Consider the following 20232-nt stretch of genomic DNA (forward strand, 5'->3'; position numbering starts at 1 on the left):
CCCCGGCTCAGGCGCGCCAACCCCGCCTCCGCCCCGCCCCCGCTACTTGGCGAGCTGCTCCGCCAGGTACTGCACCGCCGCCCGCACCAGCCGCAGCCGCTCCCGCTCCGGCGTGTAGTCCTGCACCACCTCCGACGTGCGGATCCGCGCCCGCGACTTGGCGTCCCGCAGGGCCGTCTGGACGGCCCGCCCGGAGCTCTGCCCGTCCGCGTCCCGCTTCGCCGCCGCCAGCAGCAGCCGCGCCTCGGCCGCCGCGGGCGCCTCCGCCGCCGCCCCGGCCAGCGCCCGCGCGTCGTACCGGCCGGAGACGGCCGCAGCCGCCCCGTACAGGTCCGGACGGGACAGCCCGGCCGCCGCCGCGCAGGGCGCGCCGCCGTCCACGCCGAGCACGCTCCAGCCCGCGGGGCCGGCCGGCAGGGTGCGGAAGGACGCGCCGACCGCCGAGCGCAGCGCCGGGTCGTCCGCGACCGCCTGCGGGGCGGCCGCCAGCAGGTCGCAGGGGTGCCCGGTGCCGCCGGGCGCCTCGGGGGCGACCACCACGAACGGACGCGCCTTGCCCTGCTGCACGGCCGCCGCCACGCCGTCGAACACGTCCGGCAGGTCGGCGTCGGCCGTCCGCCCGGGCGTACCGGAGTGCAGCACGATCACCGGGAACCGCTCCGCCGTCCGCTGCCCGTACTCGGCCGGCAGCCACACCCGGACCGCCCGGGCCCGCCCGTCCGGCCCCGGCACCGAGCCCTGCAGCAGCTCCCCGCCCGCCACCCGGCCCACGCTCGCGAACGCCACCGGCGCGACCGACCCCGCGGCCGACGCCGACCCCGCAGCCGAGGCCGACGCCGACACCACGGTCGGGGCCGGGGGCACCGCCGCCCGGTCCGCGCTGCCCGCCTCCGCCGCGACCACCCGCACCGCCCCGCGCCCGCCCCGCTCCCCCAGCAGCACCGCCACCGCCAGCGCGCTCACGCAGGTCAGGCAGAGCGCCGCCGCCCCCGCCCGCACCAGCACCGGCCGCGCCTCCGCCACCAGCTCGTACGTCTGCGCGGCCCGCAGGTCCCGCCAGCGCGCCATCGCCGAACGGGCCAGCCAACTGCCCGCCACCGCAGCCACCAGCAACAACAGGACGAGGAGCGAACGGGGCATGGGGACGCACCACCTCGGGGAAGGACCGGCCGCCGGACGCGAGCGCGTGGTCAGTGCACAGGGTGCAAGACCACCTGCCCGCTGACCCGGGAGCGGTACGGGCGTCTCGGCACGTTCACTCGAACGAGCGACGCCCGGCTGCCGCAACGGAGCCCGGCGCCGACCACGCGCCCCACCGCCCCGCGCCCCGCCCTCAACCCTCAGCCCTCAGCCCGCCCGCAGCGCCACCGTCATCGCCTCGACCGCCAGCAGCGGGTCCACGTTCCGGTCCAGCGCGCGGCGGCAGGCCAGCACCGCCTCGATCCGGCGCAGCGTGTTCTCCGCCGCGCCCTCGCCGGCCACCCGCTGCAGGGCCGGCCGCTGGTCGTCGTTGGCCAGCGCGCCGCCCGCGCCGAGCTGCAGGGCCAGCACGTCCCGGTAGAAGCCGAGCAGGTCGCCCAGGGCCACGTTCAGCGTCTCGCGGCGGGTCCGGGTGGCCCGGCTCTTCTGCCGCTTCTCCAGCTCCTTCACCGCCCCGGCCATGCCGCGCGGCGCCCGGCCGCCCTCCGCCGCGCCGTACGCGGCCCGCAGGTCCTCGGTCTCCCGGGCGTCCTGGGTCTCGGCCAGCGCCTCGGCGTCCGCCTTCGCGGTGTCCACCAGCCGCTGGGCGGCCGCCAGGCAGCCGCCCAGGTCGGCCACCTCCAGCGGGATCCGCAGCACCTCGGCCCGGCGCGCGCGGGCCTGCTCGTCCACGGCCAGGCGGCGCGACCGGTCGATGTCGCCCTGCCCGGCCAGCGCCGCCACCCGGGCCGCCGCCGGCTCCACCCCGTCGCGCCGCACCAGCATGTCGGCGACCGCCTCCGCGGCGGGGGTGCGCAGCACCAGCAGCCGGCAGCGCGAGCGGATCGTCGGCAGCACGTCCTGCACGGACGGCGCGCACAGCAGCCAGACCGTCCGCGGCGAGGGCTCCTCGACGCCCTTCAGCAGCGCGTTCGCCGCCGCCTCGGTCAGCCGGTGCGCCGCGTCCACCAGGATCACCGACCAGCGGCCGCCGGTCGGGTAGCTGGCCGCCCGCAGCACCAGGTCGCGCATGTCGCCGACGCCGATCGACAGGCCGTCCGTCCGGACCTGCTTCACGTCCGCGTGGCTGCCCGACAGCACGGTGTGGCAGCCGTCGCAGAACCCGCAGCCCGGGACGCCGCCCAGGTCGAGGTCGGGGCTGGTGCACTGCAGCGCCGCCGCGAACGCCCGCGCCGCCGTCACCTGGCCCGCGCCGGGCGGGCCGGTGAACAGCCAGGCGTGCGTCATCAGCGAGGCGTTCCCGGCCGGAGCCTGGCCGCGCCCCGCCAGCACGCTCGCCCGGGCCGCCCGCGCCGCCGCCTGCAACTGCTCGACCACCCGGTCCTGCCCGACCAGGTCGTCCCACACACTCACGCCGCGCTCCTCCTCGCCGATCCCACCGCCCCGCCGAGCCTAACCCCGCCCGGAGACACCGCCCCCACCCGCACGGGCCACCGGCCCGAACACGGCGAGGCCGCGGGGGCGGTCGGCCCCCGCGGCCTCGCTACGCCGTACGCACCGCGCGGCTCCCCCGCCCGGGCGCCGGCACTGCGCCGGCACTGCGCCGGTCCTGCGCTAGTCCTTGCGGCGCCGCCAGCCGCCCTTCCGCTGCGGCTGCTGCGCCTGCTGGTCCTGCTGCGCCGACCCGTCCGTCCCGTCCGCCCCGCTCTCGGGCTCCGCCTCCCAGCGGGCCCACTCCTCGCGGGAGCCGAGCAGGCTGTCGGTCAGGCTGGGCAGGTCGTCGAGCGGCGTCTCCTCCGCCCAGTCCGGGCGGGGCCGCAGCTCGCGGGTCCGCGCGGAGTCGTCCTCGTCCCGGAACAGCCCCTTCGGCACCCGGGCGGTCGGGTCCACCGCGGGCAGCACGGCCGTCTCCTCGACGTCCGCGGCGCCCGCGCCGTCCTCGACCTTCGGCAGCACCGCGGTCTCGTCGACGGCGGGAGCGGCCGCCGGGGCCGTCGGCGCGGCCGGAGCCGCCTGCTCGTCCAGCACGGGCCTGGGCAGCTCCCGGGTGGTCTCCGCGTCCGTCTCCGCCGCGACCTTCGGCAGCACCGCGGTCTCCTCGACCGCCGGAACAGCCGCCGAAGCCCCCGGAGTCGCCGAAGCCGCCGCGGCCTCCGCCGCCAGCGCCGCCTCCTCGGCCCGCCGCGCCGCCTCCGCCCGCTGCAGCGCCTCCTCGGCGCGCCGCCGCTGCTCCTCGCGCTGGAGCTCGCGCCGGCGGGCGATCTCGGCCCGGGCGGCCTCCTCGGCGGCGGCCTCGCGGGCGGCCTCCGCCGCGGCCTCGGCGCGGGCGGCTTCCTCGGCGCGGCGCCTGGCGTCCTGCTCGGCGCGCCGGGCGGCTTCCGCCTCGGCGGCGATCCGGGCGGCCTCGGCGGCCTTGCGGGCGGCCTCGGCTTCGGCGCGGGCCTTCTCCTCGGCGGCGAGCCGGTCCTTCTCGGCCTGTTCGGCGCGGAGCTGCTCCAGCAGTTCGAGGCGCTTGCGCTCGGCCTCCTCGGCGGCCTTGCGGGCGGCTTCGGCTTCGGCGGCGCGCCGGGCGGCCTCCTCGCGGGCCTTGCGCTCCTGCTCGGCCTTGGCGGCCTTCTCCTGGTCGGAGAGCGGCAGCTCGCGGTCGAGCCGGTGCCGGATCGCGGTGGTGACGGCGGCGGCGGACTGGGTGCCGTCGACGACCAGGTAGCGGGCGGGGTCGGCGGCGGCGAGCGCCAGGAACCCGGAGCGGACCCGCTGGTGGAACTCGGTGGGCTCGGACTCCAGGCGGTCGAGCGCCTCGGTGAAGCGGTCCCGGGCGGCGGTCGGGTCGACGTCGAGCACGACGGTCAGGTCGGGGACCAGTCCGCCGGTGGCCCAGCGGGAGATCCGGGCGACCTCGGTGGCGGCCAGGTCGCGGCCGGCCCCCTGGTAGGCGATGGACGAGTCCATGTACCGGTCGGTGAGGACGACCGCGCCGCGCTCCAGCGCCGGGCGGATCACGTTCTCGACGTGCTCGGCCCGGTCGGCGGCGTAGATCAGCGCCTCGGCCCGGTGCGAGAGGCCGGTGTTGCCGACGTCCAGGACGAGGGCGCGCAGCCGCTGCCCGATCGGGGAGCCGCCGGGCTCGCGGGTGAGGACGACCTCGTGGCCCTTGGCCCGGATCCACTCGGCCAGCGCCTGCGCCTGGGTGGACTTGCCGGCGCCGTCGCCGCCCTCCAGCGCGATGAAGTAGCCCTTGCCGGCCGCCCGGTGCGGCGCGACCTCGGCCCGGCCGCGGACGGCCTGGGCCAGCTCGCGGCCGAACGGGACGACGCCGCGCTGGTCGTCGGTCTTCAGCAGCACGACGGCGGCCAGCACCAGGGTCAGCAGCCCGGCGGTGGAGACGGCGAGCGCGGCGCCGTCGTGGATGAAGGTGAAGTGGCCGCGGCCGACCCGGCCGAGCGAGACCTCCCCGTACGCGGCGGCCAGCAGCGGCATGCCGACCAGCGCGCCGCCGACCACGGTCCGCAGCACCGCGTACAGGTGCTCGGTGACCTTGCCGAGCCGGATCTCCTCGATCTCCTGGGCGAGCAGCCCGCGCCCGGTGGCGATGACCACGCCGGCGGCCAGGCCGGCCAGCACGGTGAACAGCAGCACCAGGACGAAGTCGAGGACCAGGCCGGCCAGGATCAGCGCCACCCCGGAGGTGACCAGGCCGAGCGCCAGCAGCCGGCGGCGGGACAGCCCGGGCAGGGTGGCCCGGCTGAGCCGGATGCCGACCGCGGGGGCGCCGGCCGCGGCCAGCACCAGCAGGCCGTAGCCGATCGGCCCGGCCAGGTGCCCGCCCGCGGTGAGCAGGCCGAGCGCGGCGACGCCGGCCATCGAGGCGTAGGCGGCGGCGATCGAGAAGGTGAAGTACGGGGCGGCGCCGGTGCGACCCTTCTTCAGGGACGGGCCGGGCGTCGCGTCGGTGGGCGCGCGCAGGCCCTGCAGCGGGGAGCGCGGCGCGGCGCTCGCCCCGGCGGGCAGTTCCTGGAGGTACAGCAGCCCGGCGTTGACGGCGAACAGCACGGCGGCGCCGAGCGCGGCGGCGGTGAGCTGGTGGGTGTGCAGCCACTCCAGGCCGGCCGCGGCGAGCACGTTGTTGACCAGGGTGAGGGCGACCAGTCCGCCGGCGGCCAGCGGCAGCGCGGCCCAACCGGTGCGGGCGTCCAGGGTGCGGACGGCGTCCAGCGCGGCGGCGGACGGCGGTCCCTGCTGTTCGGGCACGGCCAGCAGGCCGGGGACGGCGGCGGCCTTGCCGATCGTCCAGACCCGTTCGGCGGCGCCCGCCAGGAAGACCGTGCCGAGCAGCAGCCAGGTCGCCGAGCCGGGCGACCAGACCGTCCACCAGGGGGCCAGGCCGATCAGCAGGGCGCGGAACAGGTCGGCGCCGAGCAGGCTCCAGCGCCGGTCGAGCCGGCCGCCGACCAGCGCGTGCCCCGGGCCGAGCAGGGCCGCGCCGATCAGGCCGGTGGCCAGCAGCCGGGCCGCGAACAGCGCGGCGACGGCGAGCGCGAGCGCCCGGTAGCCGTGTCCGAACTGGCCGCCGAGCACGGCGGCCACCACGGTGAGCGGCACCAGCACCAGGACGGACAGCCGGTCGGCGGCGCCGCCGAGCAGCTGGGTGGTCCACAGCTTCCGGTAGGGCCGCAGCCGCAGCAGCGCCCTGGCCCGTTCACCGGGCGTCCCGGCCGGGGCCACCTCGGGCAGTCCCGGGGAGGCGGCGCGTGCGGTGGGGGGCAGCTCCTCGCTCGTCATACGGTCAGCGTAGCGAGTGCGGGTGCTCCGGCTTAACGGGCCTGCCCGGATTCGAACAGGCCCGTTACGGAGCGTCCGTCAGCTCTCCTCGGAACCGCCGCCCGGGGCGGCCTCGGCGGTGCTCTTCACCGCCGCCGTCTTCTTCGCCGCGGTCTTCTTCACCGTCGCGGTCTTCTTCGCCGCGGTGGTCTTCGCGGCCGCCGTCTTCTTCGCCGCCGTCTTGGTCGCGGCGGTCTTCTTCACCGCGGCCTTCTTCGCCGGCGCCTTCTTGGCGGCCTTCTTCACCGGCCCGCGGGCCCGCTTCTCGGCCAGCAGCTCGAACGCCCGCTCCGGGGTGATGGTCTCGACCTCGTCGTCCTTGCGGAGCGTCGCGTTGGTCTCCCCGTCGGTGACGTACGGGCCGAACCGGCCGTCCTTGACCACCACCGGCTTCTCGCTGACCGGGTCGTTGCCGAGCTCCTTCAGCGGGGCGGCCGCGGCGGCCCGCCCGCGCTGCTTGGGCTGGGCGTAGATGGCCAGCGCCTCCTCCAGGGTGATGGAGAGCAGCTGGTCCTCGCTGGTGAGCGAGCGCGAGTCGGTGCCGCGCTTGAGGTACGGGCCGTAGCGGCCGTTCTGCGCGGTGATCTCGTTGCCCTCGGCGTCCGCGCCGACGACCCGCGGCAGCGAGAGGAGCTTCAGCGCGTCCTCCAGCGTGACGGTGTCCAGGTCCATCGACTGGAACAGCGAGGCGGTGCGCGGCTTGACCGCGTTCTTGCCGGTCTTCGGGGTGCCCTCGGGCAGCACCTCGGTGACGTACGGGCCGTACCGGCCGGCCTTGGCGACCAGCGGGTTGCCGCTGACCGGGTCGGTGCCGAGCTCGCGCTCGCCGCTGGGCTTGGCGAACAGCTCCTCGGCCAGTTCGACGGTCAGCTCGTCCGGCGGCAGGTCCTCGGGCACGTCGGCCCGCTGGCCGGTCTCGCCCTCGGGCGCCGGGCGCTCGACGTACGGGCCGTAGCGGCCGACCCGGAGCACGATGCCGTCGCCGACCGGGAAGGAGCTGATCTCCCGGGCGTCGATCGCGCCCAGGTCGGTGACGAGCTCCTTCAGGCCGCCGAGGTGGTCCCCGTCGCCGTTGCCCGCGTCCGCGGCACCGCCGACGGCGCCGCCCGCCTCGCCCGCGCCGAAGTAGAAGCGCTTGAGCCACGGCACGGACTCGGCCTGGCCGGCCGCGATCCGGTCGAGGTCGTCCTCCATCTTCGCGGTGAAGTCGTAGTCGACCAGCCGGCCGAAGTGCTTCTCCAGCAGGTTGACCACCGCGAAGGACAGGAAGGACGGCACCAGGGCGGTGCCCTTCTTGAACACGTACTTGCGGTTGATGATCGTGTCGATGATCGAGGCGTAGGTGGACGGGCGGCCGATCTCCCGGTCCTCCAGCTCCTTGACCAGCGAGGCCTCGGTGTAGCGGGCCGGCGGCTTGGTGGCGTGGCCCTCCGGGGTGAGCCGCTCGGCGGCCAGCGGGTCGCCCTCGGCGACCTGCGGCAGCCGGCGCTCGCGGTCGTCCAGCTCGGCGTTCGGGTCGTCGGCGCCCTCGACGTACGCCTTCAGGAAGCCGTGGAAGGTGATGATCTTGCCGGAGGCGGAGAACTCGGCGTCCCGCCCGTCGGCGGCCCGGCCGCCGACCTTCACGGTCACCGACTGGCCGACCGCGTCCTTCATCTGGGAGGCGACGGTGCGCATCCAGATCAGCTCGTACAGCCGGAAGTCGTCGCCGCCCAGACCGGTCTCGGCGGGCGTCCGGAAGCGGTCCCCGGACGGGCGGATCGCCTCGTGCGCCTCCTGCGCGTTCTTCACCTTCGAGGCGTACGTGCGCGGCGCGGACGGCAGGTAGTCGGCCCCGTACAGCTGGGTGACCTGGGCGCGGGCCGCGGTGATCGCGGTCTCCGACAGCGTGGTCGAGTCGGTGCGCATGTAGGTGATGAAGCCGTTCTCGTACAGCTTCTGCGCCACCTGCATGGTCCGCTTCGCGCCGAAGCCCAGCTTGCGGCTGGCCTCCTGCTGCAGCGTGGTGGTGCGGAACGGCGCGTACGGGGAGCGGCGGTACGGCTTCGACTCGACGCTGCGGACGCTGAACGCGGTCTGCTGCAGCGCGGCGGCCAGCCCGCGGGCGGCCTGCTCGTCGAGGTGCAGGGTGGTCGCGGCGCTCTTCAGCCGGCCGTCCGGGCCGAAGTCGCGGCCGGTGGCGACCCGCTTGCCGTCGACCGAGACCAGCCGGGCGCCGAACGACTCCGGGTCGGCCGCGCCGGCGGCGGTGCGGCCGGTGCCGAAGGTGCCGACCAGGTCCCAGTACGAGGCCGAGGTGAAGGCGATCCGCTCGCGCTCGCGCTCGACCACCAGGCGGGTGGCCACCGACTGGACGCGGCCCGCCGAGAGCTTCGGCATGACCTTCTTCCACAGCACGGGGGAGACCTCGTAGCCGTAGAGGCGGTCCAGGATGCGGCGGGTCTCCTGGGCGTCGACCAGGCGCTTGTTCAGGTGCCGCGGGTTGCGCACGGCCTCCTGGATCGCGTCCTTGGTGATCTCGTGGAAGACCATCCGGTGCACCGGCACCTTGGGCTTGAGCACTTCCTGCAGGTGCCACGCGATGGCCTCGCCCTCGCGGTCCTCATCGGTGGCGAGGAAGAGTTCGTCGGACTCCTTCAGGAGCGACTTCAACTTGGTGACCTGGGACTTCTTGTCCGGGTTCACCACGTAGATCGGGGCGAAGTCGTGGTCGACGTCGACCCCGAGACGGCGCACCTCGCCGGTGTACTCGTCCGGGACCTCGGCGGCCGTACCGGGCAGGTCCCGGATGTGACCGACACTGGCCTCGACGATGTAGCCGGGGCCGAGGTAGCCCTTGATCGTCTTCGCCTTGGCCGGCGACTCGACGATGACGAGTCGCTTGCCGTGCGCGGTCTCGCTGCTCGGGGACACCTTCGCTCTTCTCTCCCGGTCGTTTACCAAAGCTCCTGGGTCATCGCAGCGCGACGGCCCCACCAGCGGAGTGTGACCGTACCCTGGCCACCCTTGTCAAACGGACGGATCCTGCTTTTTCACCGGCAAGGCCGACCGACGCCACTCGAACGGTAACCCGATGGCAGGCCCCGGGGCATGTCTTTCCCCGGCAACCACGCCCCGCACCCCGCCCCGCCGGGCCCGCCGCCGCACGGCCGGAACCCGCCGCCGGGGCCGCCGCGAGCCCTTCCCGCGACCTGCCCACAGCCTGCCCGGGGCCTTTCGCGGAGCCCTTCGCGGAGCCCGGGCGGGCCGCTTCCCGCCCCGCGCCGGGCGGGTCAGCGCAGCCCGACCGCCAGCAGCGTCAGGCCGCCGGCCAGCGCGGACGTGGCGAGCAGCGCCCAGAACAGGTCGGCCGGCAGCGAGGGCAGTTCCTCGTGCGCGGCCAGCACCACCCGGTCCGGGCGGCGCGGGTCGTAGGCGACCTGGACGGCCGCGCCCGGGGCCAGCCGGACCGGTCGCCGCAACGGCGTGTTGCCGCGCGGCCGGGCCAGCACCAACCAGTGCGGCTCGGCCTCGCCGAAGACCGGACGCAGTTCGTGCACCGTCCCGGAACCGGCGCCGACCGAACTGCCCGGCGCCTCCACCGGGTACGACAGCAGCGGGCTGCCGTCCATCGCGCCGACGGAGTCCGGGTCGGCCACCACCTGCGCGGTGGCGGGCACGCCACGCCGCCGCAGGTGGTGGCGAAGGCGCAGTTCCACGGCGCACCAGAGCAGCAGCGCGCTCCCGAAGACCGTCAGGACCGCCCCGCCCACCAGCGTCGTCGGCGTCTCCACCCGGTCCTCCCCCGCAGCGCGTCCACAGCCTGTGGACAGCACGATGGCACCCGGTGGACAACCGGCGGCGGACACCCGGAGTACGCCCGGCCACGCAGAGGGAACGCCGAGGTGAACGCGCCGCGCGGACCCGCGCGGGCCGCCACCGCCTCCAACGACGCCGGGGCACCCCGGTCACCCCGGCCGCCCCCGCTCCCGCCCCGCCCGGTGATCAACATCACCGCCGCCGCGCCCCGGCCCGGAACGGGGCCGGGCTGGACCGGGCAGCCTAGCGGGACTCAGCGCACCGGCTCGACGAACCCCTGCTCGGTGAGCAGCCTCAGCGACTCGGGCACCCGTTCGCGCAGCTCGGCCGGGTCCTCGCCGAGCAGCTGGGCGATCGCGTCGACGATCTCCCCGGCGGCGAGGGTGCCGTCGCAGACGCCGACGAAGCCCGCGCCGACCGTGTCGACCTTGGTGGCCCGGCGCATTCCCCGGTTGTGCCGGAGGACCACGTGCTCCGGGTCCTCCGAGCCGGGGTCGCCGATCTGCTCCTGGACGACCTCGTCGGCGAGCAGGTAGCGGGCGGCGAGCAGCCCGGCGTCGTCGTGCGCGCGCAGGAAGTCCTGCCGGGCGAACCACTCCTCGATGTGCGGGCCGAGCGGCTGCTCGACCGGGTGCGGCCACTCCTCGATCCGCACCACGGGCTCGGCCGCGCCGGAGGCCCGCAGGGTGATCCAGCCGAAGCCGACGGCCTCGACGCCGGCCGCCTCGAAACCGTCCAGCCACTCCTCGTACCGGGCGGTGTACTCCTCGCCGCGGTGGTCGCCGCCGTCGCGCAGCCAGAGCTCGGCGTACTGGGCGACGTCCTGCACCTCGCGCTGCACCACCCAGGCGTCCAGGCCGGTGCCGGCCACCCAGCCGGCCAGCCGGTCGCGCCAGTCCTCGCCCTTGACGTGCTGCCAGTTCGCCAGCAGCTGGCAGTAGCCGCCGGGCTCCAGGTGGGCGGCCGCGCCGCGGACCACGCTGCGGCACAGCTCGTCGCCGGCCATCCCGCCGTCCCGGTAGGTGAACCGGCCGGCCGGGGAGATCACGAACGGCGGGTTGGAGACGATCAGGTCGAAGCGGCGGTCGCCGACCGGCTCGTACAGGCTGCCCTCGGCGGTCTCCACCCGCTCGAAGCCGGAGAGCGCGGCGGTCAGCCGGGTGAAGTGCAGGGCGCGCGGATTGAGGTCGGTCGCGGTGACCCGCTGGGCGTGCCGGGCCGCGTGCAGGGCCTGCACGCCGGAACCGGAGCCCAGGTCCAGCACCTCGCGCACCGGGCGGCGCACCGTCAGGTTGGCCAGCGTGGTGGACGCCCCGCCGACGCCGAGCACCAGGTCGCGCCGCTCGACCCCGGCGGCCGTCCGGCCCGAGCCGATCCCGCCCGCGCCGCCGACGGCGCAGCCCAGGTCGGAGACCACCCAGGCGTCCGCGCTGGGCAGCCCGGCGACCTCGTCGGCGTACGGCCGCACGTCCACGGTGGCGCGCAGCTCGGCACCCTCGCCGTCGCCCTCGACGCTCAGCCAGCCGTCGGCGAGCAGCCCGTCGAGCAGGCCGTCGGCCGGCAGCGCGGCGGCGGCCGCGGCCCGGGGCACGGCCCGCTGCAGCAGGAACAGCCGCACCAGGGTCTCCAGCGGCGAGCCGCCGCGGGTCGCCCGCAGCGCGGGGACGGCCTCGCTGCGGGCCAGCGCCGCGTACGCGGTCGGGCCGAGCAGGTCCAGCAGTCCGTCAGCGGTGAAGGAGGCACGCAGCAGCGCCTCGCGGAACTCCGCGATCCGGTCGGCGTCAAGAGCGGGGCTGTTCGTCACACCGCCATTCTCCCCCGTCCCGAGCCCACACCGCGCCGCCCGGCCAGGCCGGCCCCGCCCCGGACCGCACGGGGTCAGCCCCGGCGGGCGAGGGCCTACCGGACACCGCGACCTCCCCGGGTCGGCCGGGAACGCGCTGTCACCCGGGGACCGCACAGCTCCGCCCAACCCCCGCCCGACTCGAAGCGGAGCAGGACGGGTCAGCGCAGGCCAGGCACGACCGGGTCGGACCCGAGCGGGCGCCGCAGGGTCAGCCCTCTGGCGGGCGAGGACGTGCCGGACACCGCCGCACCCACCGGTCGGCCGGGGACACACTGCCCCGGAAACCACACAGCTCCGCCCAACCCCCGCCCGACTCGAAGCGGAGCAGGACGGGCCAGCGCAGGCCAGGCACGACCGGGCCCGACGCGAGCGGGCGCCGCGGGGTCAGCCCTCTGGCGGGCGAGGACGTGCCGGACACCGCCGCACCCACCGGTCGGCCGGGGACACACTGCCCCGGAAACCACACAGCTCCGCCCAACCCCCGCCCGACTCGAAGCGGAGCAGGACAGGCCAGCGCAGGCCAGGCACGACCGGGCCCGACGCGAGCGGGCGCCGCGGGGTCAGCCCTCTGGCGGCCGAGGACGTGCCGGACACCGCCGCACCCACCGGTCGGCCGGGGACACACTGCCCCGGAAACCACACAGCTCCGCCCAACCCCCGCCCGACTCGAAGCGGAGCAGGACGGGCCAGCGCAGGCCAGGCACGACCGGGCCCGACGCGAGCGGGCGCCGCGGGGTCAGCTCTTGGCGGGCGCGGGCGTTCCGGACGCCGCCGAGTCAGCCGGGGACGCGCTGTCGCCGGGGGCCGCGCCACCGGTCGCACCGGTCGCACCGGCCGACGGCCTGGCGGCGGACCCGCCGGTGTCGGCGCTACCGGCCTTGCAGCCGGGCTGCTTCTTCATCGCGTCGCCCAGGTCGCCGCTCTGCAGGGCGGCCAGCGCAGAGGTGGACACCTGGGAGAGCTGCTGCACCTGGTCGCCGACGCTGCGCAGCCCGTCCGCGAACTTGGCCTGGTCCGCGTTGGTCAGCCCGTCGAGCTTCTTCTGCGCGTCCAGGTAGCCCTGCGAGACCTGCTTCAGCTCGTTGACGGCGTCCTGCTGGACCTTCGCCCCGTCGCCGATCTTCGGGGCGCCGGCCTTCTGCACGGCGTCGGCCAGCTGCTGGTTGGTGGTGGCGAGCGAGGCGAGGTCGACGGAGAGCCGCTTCTGCAGGTCGGCGGGGGACTCGCCGGTCTTGACGTCCGCGGTGTCCGCTAGGGCCGCCCGGGACTGCGCGATCGGGTCCTTCGCCGCGTCGCAGACGCTCTTCGCCCAGCCGTCGAGCTTCGCCGAGGAGTCGTCCGCGGAACAGCCGACCGCGGCGAGCGCGAGCAGCGCGCCGAGCGCGGGGACGGTCACCAGTCGCTTCTTCACCGGGGCCCTTTCGGTCACTGACACCCGGCTCCGGGCATCCCCCGCTGAACCTACACGCCCGCTCGGGGCACTCCGCCGGGAAGGCCGCGGCCCGCGACATCGGCCCAGCTCAGCGCCGCCCCCGCGCGGGCGGGCGGCGGACCGGGGCACACCGAAGCACCGCCCCGCGCGGAACGACCCGCTGCGGGACGGTGCGGAAAGCACGCACGGCGGCACCGACGGCACCAGCCGGACCGGACTCGAACCAGCCCCCCTCGAAGGGCCTCAGCGACCTCAGCGGCCTCAGCCGCCGACCCGCCGACCCGCCGACCCGCCGACCGCCTCAGACGGTGACGGACACCGGGGTGACCGGCCAGCTCATCCGGATCACGCCGCCGTCGGAGCCGTTGCCGACCTCGACATCCTCGACCAGTCCGGTGATCACCGCGAGGCCGAGCGCGTCCTCGTCCTCCGGGTCCCCGGCCGTCGCGGCGGCACCGGCGGCGTGCGCCGGCCCGGCCTCGTCGGCGACCTCGATGAGGAACCGCTTCTCCTGCTCGGTCAGCGCCACCCGGACGGCACCGCCCACGCCGTTGCGCTGGTGCAGCGCGACCGCGCGCGAGCAGGCCTCGCCGACGGCAAGGCGCAACTCGTCGAGCACCGACTCGTCCACCCCGGCCCGTCTGGCCACCGCGGCTGCCACCAGCCGGGCGGTGCGCACGTGCTCGGGAAGCGCGCTGAATCGAAGTTCGACGGTTGCCATGTCTCCCCTCCGGGGTTGCTCCCCGCCGCCGGACACACCGGCCCGCACGGCGGAGGCGGGTACACCGACCTCGCCGGTCGGGCAGGGCAGCGGGCCCCGCCGACCGGCGGCGGTCGATCGAAGTGATGCGGTTGGGACGGCCGATCGACGACGGATCGTCAGTCGGTCGCGGCGACGGCCTCGTCCACGGAGTTGTGGATCGGGAACACCTTGGTCAGACCGGTGATCCGGAAGATCTTGAGGATGCGCTCCTGGTTGCACACCAGGCGCAGCGAACCCTCGTGCGCACGCACCCGCTTCAGACCGCCGACCAGCACGCCGAGGCCGGTGGAGTCGAGGAAGTCGACGCCCTCCATGTCCACGACCAGGTGGTAGTTGCCGTCGTTGACGAGCTCGACAAGCTGCTCGCGCAGCTTGGGGGCTGTGTACACATCGATCTCGCCGCCAACCTCGACGACCGTGCGATCGCCGACAGTACGGGTCGACAGGGACAGGTCCACGGAACCTCCAGCACCTTGCCTTGCTACGTCATTGCGATCTTCAACCCGACGGCTGCCACCGCGAGGTCGCAGGGCCGGGGCGCGGCGAACCGGCAGGTCGGAGCCTCGGCGTCGCGGCTCTCGGCCGTGCGGCCGTCACGGGCTTCATTCAACCACCTGCGACCACGGGCGCACGATGGTTAACAGCGATTCTCCGTCACGCCGGTGACACACTGGGTCTTCATGCCGCCCCGTCAACACCAGCCCGAGGCCCTGCTCGCGACCCTTTCCACCGGGCGCGGCAGGTCGGACCGCCTCACCCATACGGAGCACCTGCCCGCCCGGGAGGCCCGGTATGCGCCTTGGCCGGAAGGAATCCGTCAGGAGGTGGTCGCGGCCGCCTCCGGGCTCGGCGTGGTGCTGCCCTGGGCTCACCAGGCCGAGGCGATGGACCTGGCCGCCGCCGGCCGAACCACGGTGATCGCCACCGGCACCGCCTCGGGCAAGTCGCTGGGCTACCTCGCCCCGCTGCTCAGCGACCTGCTGACCGGCACCGAGGCCCGCAACGGGCGCGGCGCGACCGCCCTCTACCTGGCCCCGACCAAGGCACTGGCCGCCGACCAGCGCCGCCGGGCCGCCGAACTCGTCCCCGACCGCGTCCGGGTCGCGCTCTACGACGGCGACACCCCGCCGCAGGAGCGCGAGTGGGTCCGCCAGTACGCGTCCTACGTGCTGACCAACCCGGACATGCTGCACCGCGGCGTGCTCCCCGCCCACCCGCGCTGGGCCTCCTTCCTGAAGACGCTGCGGTACGTCGTGGTCGACGAGTGCCACACCTACCGCGGTGTGTTCGGCTCGCACGTCGCCCAGGTGCTGCGCCGACTGCGTCGGCTGTGCGCCCGCTACGGCTCCTCGCCGACCTTCCTGCTGGCCTCCGCGACCACCGCCGAGCCCGCCGTCACCGCCGAACGGCTCACCGGCCTGCCCGCCACCGCCGTCACCGAGGACTGCTCGCCGCGCGGCCCGATGGTGTTCGCGCTCTGGGAGCCGCCGCTGACCGAGAACACCGGTGAGCACGGCGCGCCCGTCCGCCGCAGCGCCACCGCCGAAGCCGGCCACCTGCTCACCGACCTGGTGCACGGCGGCACCCGGACGGTCGCCTTCGTCCGCTCCCGGCGGGCCGCCGAACTGGTCGCCCTGCAGGCCCAGGAGCAGCTCGGCCAGCCGCTCGCCGCCCGGGTCGCCGCCTACCGCGGCGGCTACCTCGCCGAGGAGCGCCGCGCCCTGGAACGCGCCCTGCACTCGGGCCGGCTGCTCGGCCTCGCCTCCACCTCCGCCCTCGAACTCGGCGTGGACGTCTCCGGCCTGGACGCCGTCCTGCTGGCCGGCTACCCCGGCACCCGGGCCTCGCTGTGGCAGCAGGCCGGACGCGCGGGCCGGGAGGGCCAGGGCGCGCTGGCGGTGCTGATCGCCCGGGACGACCCGTTGGACACCTACCTCGTCCACCACCCCGAGGCCCTGTTCGCCACCCCGGTGGAGGCGACCGTCCTCGACCCGGACAACCCGCACGTGCTCGCCCCGCACCTGTGCGCCGCCGCGGCCGAACTCCCGCTCACCGACAGCGACCTGGAGCTGTTCGGCCCGTCCGCCGCACCGCTGCTGCCGGTACTGGAACGGCGCGGCCTGCTCCGGCGGCGCCCGGACGGCTCCTGGTACTGGACCCGCCGCGAGCGCGCCGCCGACGGCGTCGACCTGCGCGGCAGCGGCGGCAGCCCCGTGCAGATCGTCGAGGCCGACACCGGACGGCTGCTGGGCACCGTGGACGCCGAGGCCGCGCACACCGCCGTGCACACCGGCGCCGTGCACCTGCACCAGGGCCGCACCTACCTGGTCCGCGAACTCGACCTCGACTCCTCGGTCGCCCTGGTCACCCCCGCGAACCCGCCGTACACGACCTCCGCCCGGGACGTCACCTCGATCGCCATCCTGTCCACCGACACCACCGAGGAGTGGGGCGAGGCCCGGCTCAGCTTCGGCTCGGTGGAGGTCACCAACCAGGTCGTCGGCTACCTCCGCAAACGGATCTCCACCGGCCAGATCCTCGGCGAGAGCAAGCTCGACCTGCCGCCCCGCACCCTGCGCACCCGCGCCGTCTGGTGGACCGTCACCGAGGACCAACTCCTGGACGCGCTGATCCCGTTCGACCAGCTCCCCGGCGCGGCCCACGCCGCCGAGCACGCCTCCATCGGCCTCCTCCCGCTCTTCGCCACCTGCGACCGCTGGGACATCGGCGGCGTCTCCGTCCCGCTGCACCCCGACACCGGCCTGCCGACCGTCTTCGTGTACGACGGCCACTCCGGCGGCGCGGGCTTCGCCGAACGCGGCTTCCGCCGCGCCGTCGAGTGGCTGACCGCCACCCGGGACGCCATCGCCGCCTGCGAGTGCGACCGCGGCTGCCCGTCCTGCGTCCAGTCCCCGAAGTGCGGCAACGGCAACGAACCGCTCGACAAGGCCGCCGCCATCCGCCTGCTCACCGCCCTCCTGTCCGGCGCCCCGACCAACCCGGCCGGCCCGGTCAGCCCGGCTGATCCAGCTGATCCGGCTGATCCGGCCGGGAAGGACTGACCCGCCCACCACGGCCCTCTCCGCCCCGGCTCCCGCTGAATCCACCGACCGCCCGCCACCGCCGCCGCCGTGGCCGCCGCCGTGGCCGTGGCCGTGGCCACCAGGATCGTCCTGGTCACTCAAGGCACCCGGGGCACCCGGGGCTCCGCGCCGATCGGGGAGGGCCGGCCCCTCGGCGCCCTCCTCGCCCCAGGCCCAGACCGGGCCCGCCCTGGCGCGGGCCCGGGCCGGGGGCAGCGGCACCGGTACGCCCCGGATCGGAACCCGGACCACCACCTCCACCGCGTCCTGCCCCGGGAGCACCCGGCAGGAGACCAGTTCGGCCCGCTCCTGGGCCCGGGTCAGCTCCGCGGCCCGTCCGCAGCCGCCGTCCTCGTCGAGCAGCAGCCGGTCGGCGGCGGCCAGGGCCGCGAGATCGGCCGCCGACTCCGCCCGGTGGCGGGCGGCCACCACCGTGCCCAGCATCAGGCAGGCCGAGAAGACCACCACCCCGAGCGACCCCAGGGCCACCAGCCACACCGTCGCCGAACCCCGCTCCCCCGCCACGTCCGACGGCGGCGTTCCACTCCCCCGCACCACGCACCACCTCGCTTCCGTTCCGTCCCCGCCGGTCGCCACGCTTCACTGACCACCCGTCATCCGCCCGACCTCCTCGGACGGCACGTCCTCCCTGGCACCGACCGCCGCGGCCGTGAGCCGCACCGACAGCAGGTCCGCGAGGCGGCCCGGGCCGGGGCAGGGGGCCTCGACGGTGGCCCGGGCGGTGGTGGCGTCCAGGTCGATGGCGACCTTCGCGCCGCGCGGGGCCGCCGCGACGGCCTGGGCCAGCGCGTCGGCGTCGCCCCGGGCGGCGGCCCGGGCGCCGACCCGGGCCGCGTCCACGCAGCGGATCTGGGCACCGGCCGCCACCACGCCCCAGGTCAGCATCGCCGCCAGCAGCACCAGGGCGGGCAGCCCGACCGCCGTCTCCGCCGTGACCATCCCGCTGTCCGCCGCCCTCCGGTCAGACCCCATGCAGGGACCGTTCGAGCAGCCCGGACAACGCGCCGGAGACCGTTTCGCTGGTCACCACCTTGTAGAGCACGGCGGCGAAGGCACAGGCCGCGACGGTGCCGATCGCGTACTCGGCGGTGTTCATCCCGGCGTCCGGCGGGCCGGCCGCCACCCTCCGGTACCGCCGGCGGAACCAGCCCGCCAGCCTGTGGACGACGAGCACCGCGGCGGTCGGCCGGACGGCGCGTACGAACTTCATCATGGTGGAACCCCTTCTACGGATCTGGACTTGGGAAGGCGTGGGGCGGGCCGACGGAACGGGTCGGCCCGACTCACAGGTGCCGGGAGAAGGCGGTGGTCAGCCCCGTGACCACCGGCACCACCCCGATCAGCACGAACGCGGGCAGGAAGCAGAGCCCGAGCGGCGCGGTCGCCAGCACGCCCGCCCGCCGGACCCGGGCGTGCGCCGCCCGGGCGGCGGCCGCGCGCTGGGCCTGGGCCAGTCCGGCCAGCGCGGCGGTCGGCGGGGCACCGCTCAGGCTGGTGCGGGCCAGGCAGCGGGCGAGCGGGGCCAACGGCGGGCAGTCGGCGGCCAGTTGCTCCCAGCAGTGCTCCGGCTCGGCGCCGAGGGCGAGCTGAGCGGCGACCCCGGACAGCCGCTCCCGCATCGGGGACGGGACGCTGTCCGCGACGGCGGCGGCCGCCTCGGCCGGGGAGCCGGACGACCCGAGGCAGGCAACCAACAGCTCGGCGGTCAGCGGGAGCTGACGGACCAGCCAGTCGCGCTCCGCCGCCCGGCGGCGCTCGTCCGGCGACCGCACCCGGGGCAGCAGCCGCCAGGCCGCCCAGCAGGCCAGCGGACCGGCCACCAGCCCGGCCCGGCCGCCGACCAGCGCCCCCGCCGCAGCTCCCAGCAGCAGCGCCAGCGGCCGCTCGCCCGACAGCCACCCGAGCACCCGCCGGACCGCCACCGCCGTCCGCCCGGGCGCACCGTCCCGAGCCCCGGCGGCCGAGCCGACCGGCACGCACCACGCGACCCGCCGCCGCGCCGTCCGCCGCCGCCTCACCACCAGCGCCTCCCCGACCAGCCCCGCGACCGCCACCGACCCCAGCACCACCGACCCGCTCATCCCGCCGCCTCTCTCCGTCTCTCCCCGGTCGCCGACCGATCGACCGCCCGCTTCCGACCCGGTCTCGGAGAGACCGGAACCCGTGGTGGCGCCCGAATGCCCCACCGCCCGCGCCCAGCAGCCGTGTTCACTCCCACCCGTGCACCCGGCCTCCCGCCGGGGACGGCCGGGCCGCGCCCCGGAGATCGCGGCGCGTCCGGGAGATCCCGCAACCGGCGGCAGCGGCCCGTACCGGGCGGGGACGGACCGGGGTGTCCTCCGCGGACCGGACGATCCGGGCCGTCCAGACGATCCCGACCACCTCCAGGACGGCCCCGACCAGCAACCCGAGCAGGCCCGCCGGCGTGTGCAGCAGGACGTGGACGGGGTGGGCCCCGAGTGCCGCGCCCAGGCCGAGGCCGACGGCGGGCAGCACGGCGAGCACCGCCACCGTGGTGCGCGGGCCCGCGAGTTCACCCGCGATCTCCTCGCTGAGCGCCCGCTCGGCCCGCAGCGCCTCCGCGACCTGCTCCAGACCGTCCGCCAGCCCGCTGCCGCTCTCGGTGCTGACCCGCCAGCAGGCCGCCATCGCCGCCGCGCCCTCCCCTCCCGGCAGTTCGGCCACCAGCCGGAGCGCCGCCGGCAGGTCCGCCCCGTAGCGGCCCGCCGCCAGCCGGGCCGCCGGCTCGGCGCCGAGGCGACGGCCCCACTCGGGGGCGGCCCTGGCCAGCACGGTGTGCATGGCCTGCTCGGGCGTGGCGCCGCCGCGCAGTTCGGCCGCCAGACCGGTGCACAGGTCGATCACCGCCGCGGCCCGCCGCCGCGCCGCCCGGAGCGTCCGCCGCGCCGCCCGCCAGCGCCGGAGCGGGACCACCCCGCAGGCCGCCCCGAGCACCGGGAGCACCGAGGAGGTGGCGTGCCCGGCCGCCGCCCCGAGCGGAAGCAGCAGCAGTTCGGGCACCAGCCGGCCCGGCCACCGGCGCCGCCACAGCGCCCGCACCCGTGCCCGCTCCCACGCCCGGCCGTGCGGGCCCCGCCGCCCGCTCAGCAACCGCCGCATCCGGCCGGAGCCGCGGGCCCGGCGGCCCAGCGCGCGCAGCCAGGCCGTCCCGAACAGCCCGCCCACCAACCCGGCGGTCACTCCGGTCAGACTCGCCCCGCAGGCCGCGCCGTACGACTGGAGCGCGCCAGCCGCCGCGAACCCGCCGATCACCCCGCCCGGCACCGCCATCACGGCCTCCTGACCGCGGAGCGCAGCAGATGCCACG

Annotated in this window: 14 protein-coding genes and 1 pseudogene; 1 reads left to right on the top strand and 14 read right to left on the bottom strand. The window is 76.4% G+C overall.

Features of this window, described 5'->3' with window-relative positions; genetic code table 11:
* Nucleotides 1-42 precede the first annotated feature (42 nt).
* The 9 genes from KSE_RS42865 to bldG form a co-directional block, all read right to left on the bottom strand.
* Nucleotides 43-1140: a hypothetical protein gene (locus KSE_RS42865; RefSeq protein WP_014136687.1), complete on the bottom strand. Its 1098-nt coding sequence runs from the start codon at nucleotides 1138-1140 to the stop codon at nucleotides 43-45.
* 207 nt (nucleotides 1141-1347) lie between these two features.
* Nucleotides 1348-2553, bottom strand: a complete 1206-nt coding sequence (locus KSE_RS17650; protein ID WP_014136688.1) for a DNA polymerase III subunit delta' — start codon at nucleotides 2551-2553, stop codon at nucleotides 1348-1350.
* Between the two features lie 201 nt (nucleotides 2554-2754).
* Complete coding sequence (gene tmk / locus KSE_RS45860; protein ID WP_014136689.1) at nucleotides 2755-5922, bottom strand: dTMP kinase; 3168 nt, start codon at nucleotides 5920-5922, stop codon at nucleotides 2755-2757.
* A gap of 78 nt (nucleotides 5923-6000) precedes the next feature.
* Nucleotides 6001-8874 carry a type I DNA topoisomerase gene (gene topA / locus KSE_RS17660; RefSeq protein ID WP_014136690.1) on the bottom strand — a complete coding sequence of 958 codons (2874 nt, stop codon included), beginning with the start codon at nucleotides 8872-8874 and terminating at the stop codon, nucleotides 6001-6003.
* Nucleotides 8875-9233: 359 nt separating this feature from the next.
* Nucleotides 9234-9734, bottom strand: a complete 501-nt coding sequence (locus tag KSE_RS17665; RefSeq protein ID WP_033259902.1) for a DUF3592 domain-containing protein — start codon at nucleotides 9732-9734, stop codon at nucleotides 9234-9236.
* Between the two features lie 278 nt (nucleotides 9735-10012).
* The gene (locus tag KSE_RS17670; RefSeq protein WP_014136692.1) at nucleotides 10013-11563 is read right to left on the bottom strand and encodes a DUF7059 domain-containing protein; all 1551 of its coding nucleotides are present in this window, start codon (nucleotides 11561-11563) and stop codon (nucleotides 10013-10015) included.
* A gap of 778 nt (nucleotides 11564-12341) precedes the next feature.
* Nucleotides 12342-13016: a hypothetical protein gene (locus KSE_RS17675; RefSeq protein WP_041293895.1), complete on the bottom strand. Its 675-nt coding sequence runs from the start codon at nucleotides 13014-13016 to the stop codon at nucleotides 12342-12344.
* A gap of 322 nt (nucleotides 13017-13338) precedes the next feature.
* The gene (locus KSE_RS17680; RefSeq protein ID WP_014136694.1) at nucleotides 13339-13758 is read right to left on the bottom strand and encodes an ATP-binding protein; all 420 of its coding nucleotides are present in this window, start codon (nucleotides 13756-13758) and stop codon (nucleotides 13339-13341) included.
* A 158-nt stretch (nucleotides 13759-13916) separates the two neighbouring features.
* Nucleotides 13917-14258: an anti-sigma factor antagonist BldG gene (bldG, locus tag KSE_RS17685; RefSeq protein ID WP_014136695.1), complete on the bottom strand. Its 342-nt coding sequence runs from the start codon at nucleotides 14256-14258 to the stop codon at nucleotides 13917-13919.
* 222 nt (nucleotides 14259-14480) lie between these two features.
* Here bldG and KSE_RS17690 point away from each other — a divergent pair, with 222 nt between their 5' ends.
* On the top strand, nucleotides 14481-16862 hold the full coding sequence (locus KSE_RS17690) for a DEAD/DEAH box helicase (RefSeq protein WP_014136696.1): 2382 nt from the start codon (nucleotides 14481-14483) through the stop codon (nucleotides 16860-16862).
* A gap of 261 nt (nucleotides 16863-17123) precedes the next feature.
* On the opposite strand, the pseudogene KSE_RS46245 reads toward KSE_RS17690, so the two are convergent.
* The 5 genes and pseudogenes from KSE_RS46245 to KSE_RS17710 all read right to left on the bottom strand — a co-directional run.
* Nucleotides 17124-17480, bottom strand: a pseudogene (locus tag KSE_RS46245) (Rv3654c family TadE-like protein); the annotation flags it as partial.
* 3 nt (nucleotides 17481-17483) lie between these two features.
* Nucleotides 17484-17876 (bottom strand): TadE family type IV pilus minor pilin, encoded by a 393-nt coding sequence (locus KSE_RS17695; RefSeq protein ID WP_014136697.1) that lies wholly within the window; start codon nucleotides 17874-17876, stop codon nucleotides 17484-17486.
* Complete coding sequence (locus tag KSE_RS17700) at nucleotides 17866-18117, bottom strand: DUF4244 domain-containing protein (protein WP_014136698.1); 252 nt, start codon at nucleotides 18115-18117, stop codon at nucleotides 17866-17868. Before KSE_RS17700 ends, KSE_RS17695 begins: the two co-directional genes overlap by 11 nt.
* 70 nt (nucleotides 18118-18187) lie before the next feature.
* Nucleotides 18188-18985, bottom strand: coding sequence for a type II secretion system F family protein (locus KSE_RS17705; protein ID WP_014136699.1), 798 nt, complete (start codon nucleotides 18983-18985; stop codon nucleotides 18188-18190).
* 127 nt (nucleotides 18986-19112) lie between these two features.
* A complete protein-coding gene (locus KSE_RS17710) occupies nucleotides 19113-20195 on the bottom strand; it encodes a type II secretion system F family protein (RefSeq protein ID WP_014136700.1) in 1083 nt (360 codons plus the stop codon).
* Nucleotides 20196-20232: the final 37 nt, after the last annotated feature.

Source organism: Kitasatospora setae KM-6054 (assembly GCF_000269985.1).
Taxonomy (GTDB): domain Bacteria; phylum Actinomycetota; class Actinomycetes; order Streptomycetales; family Streptomycetaceae; genus Kitasatospora; species Kitasatospora setae.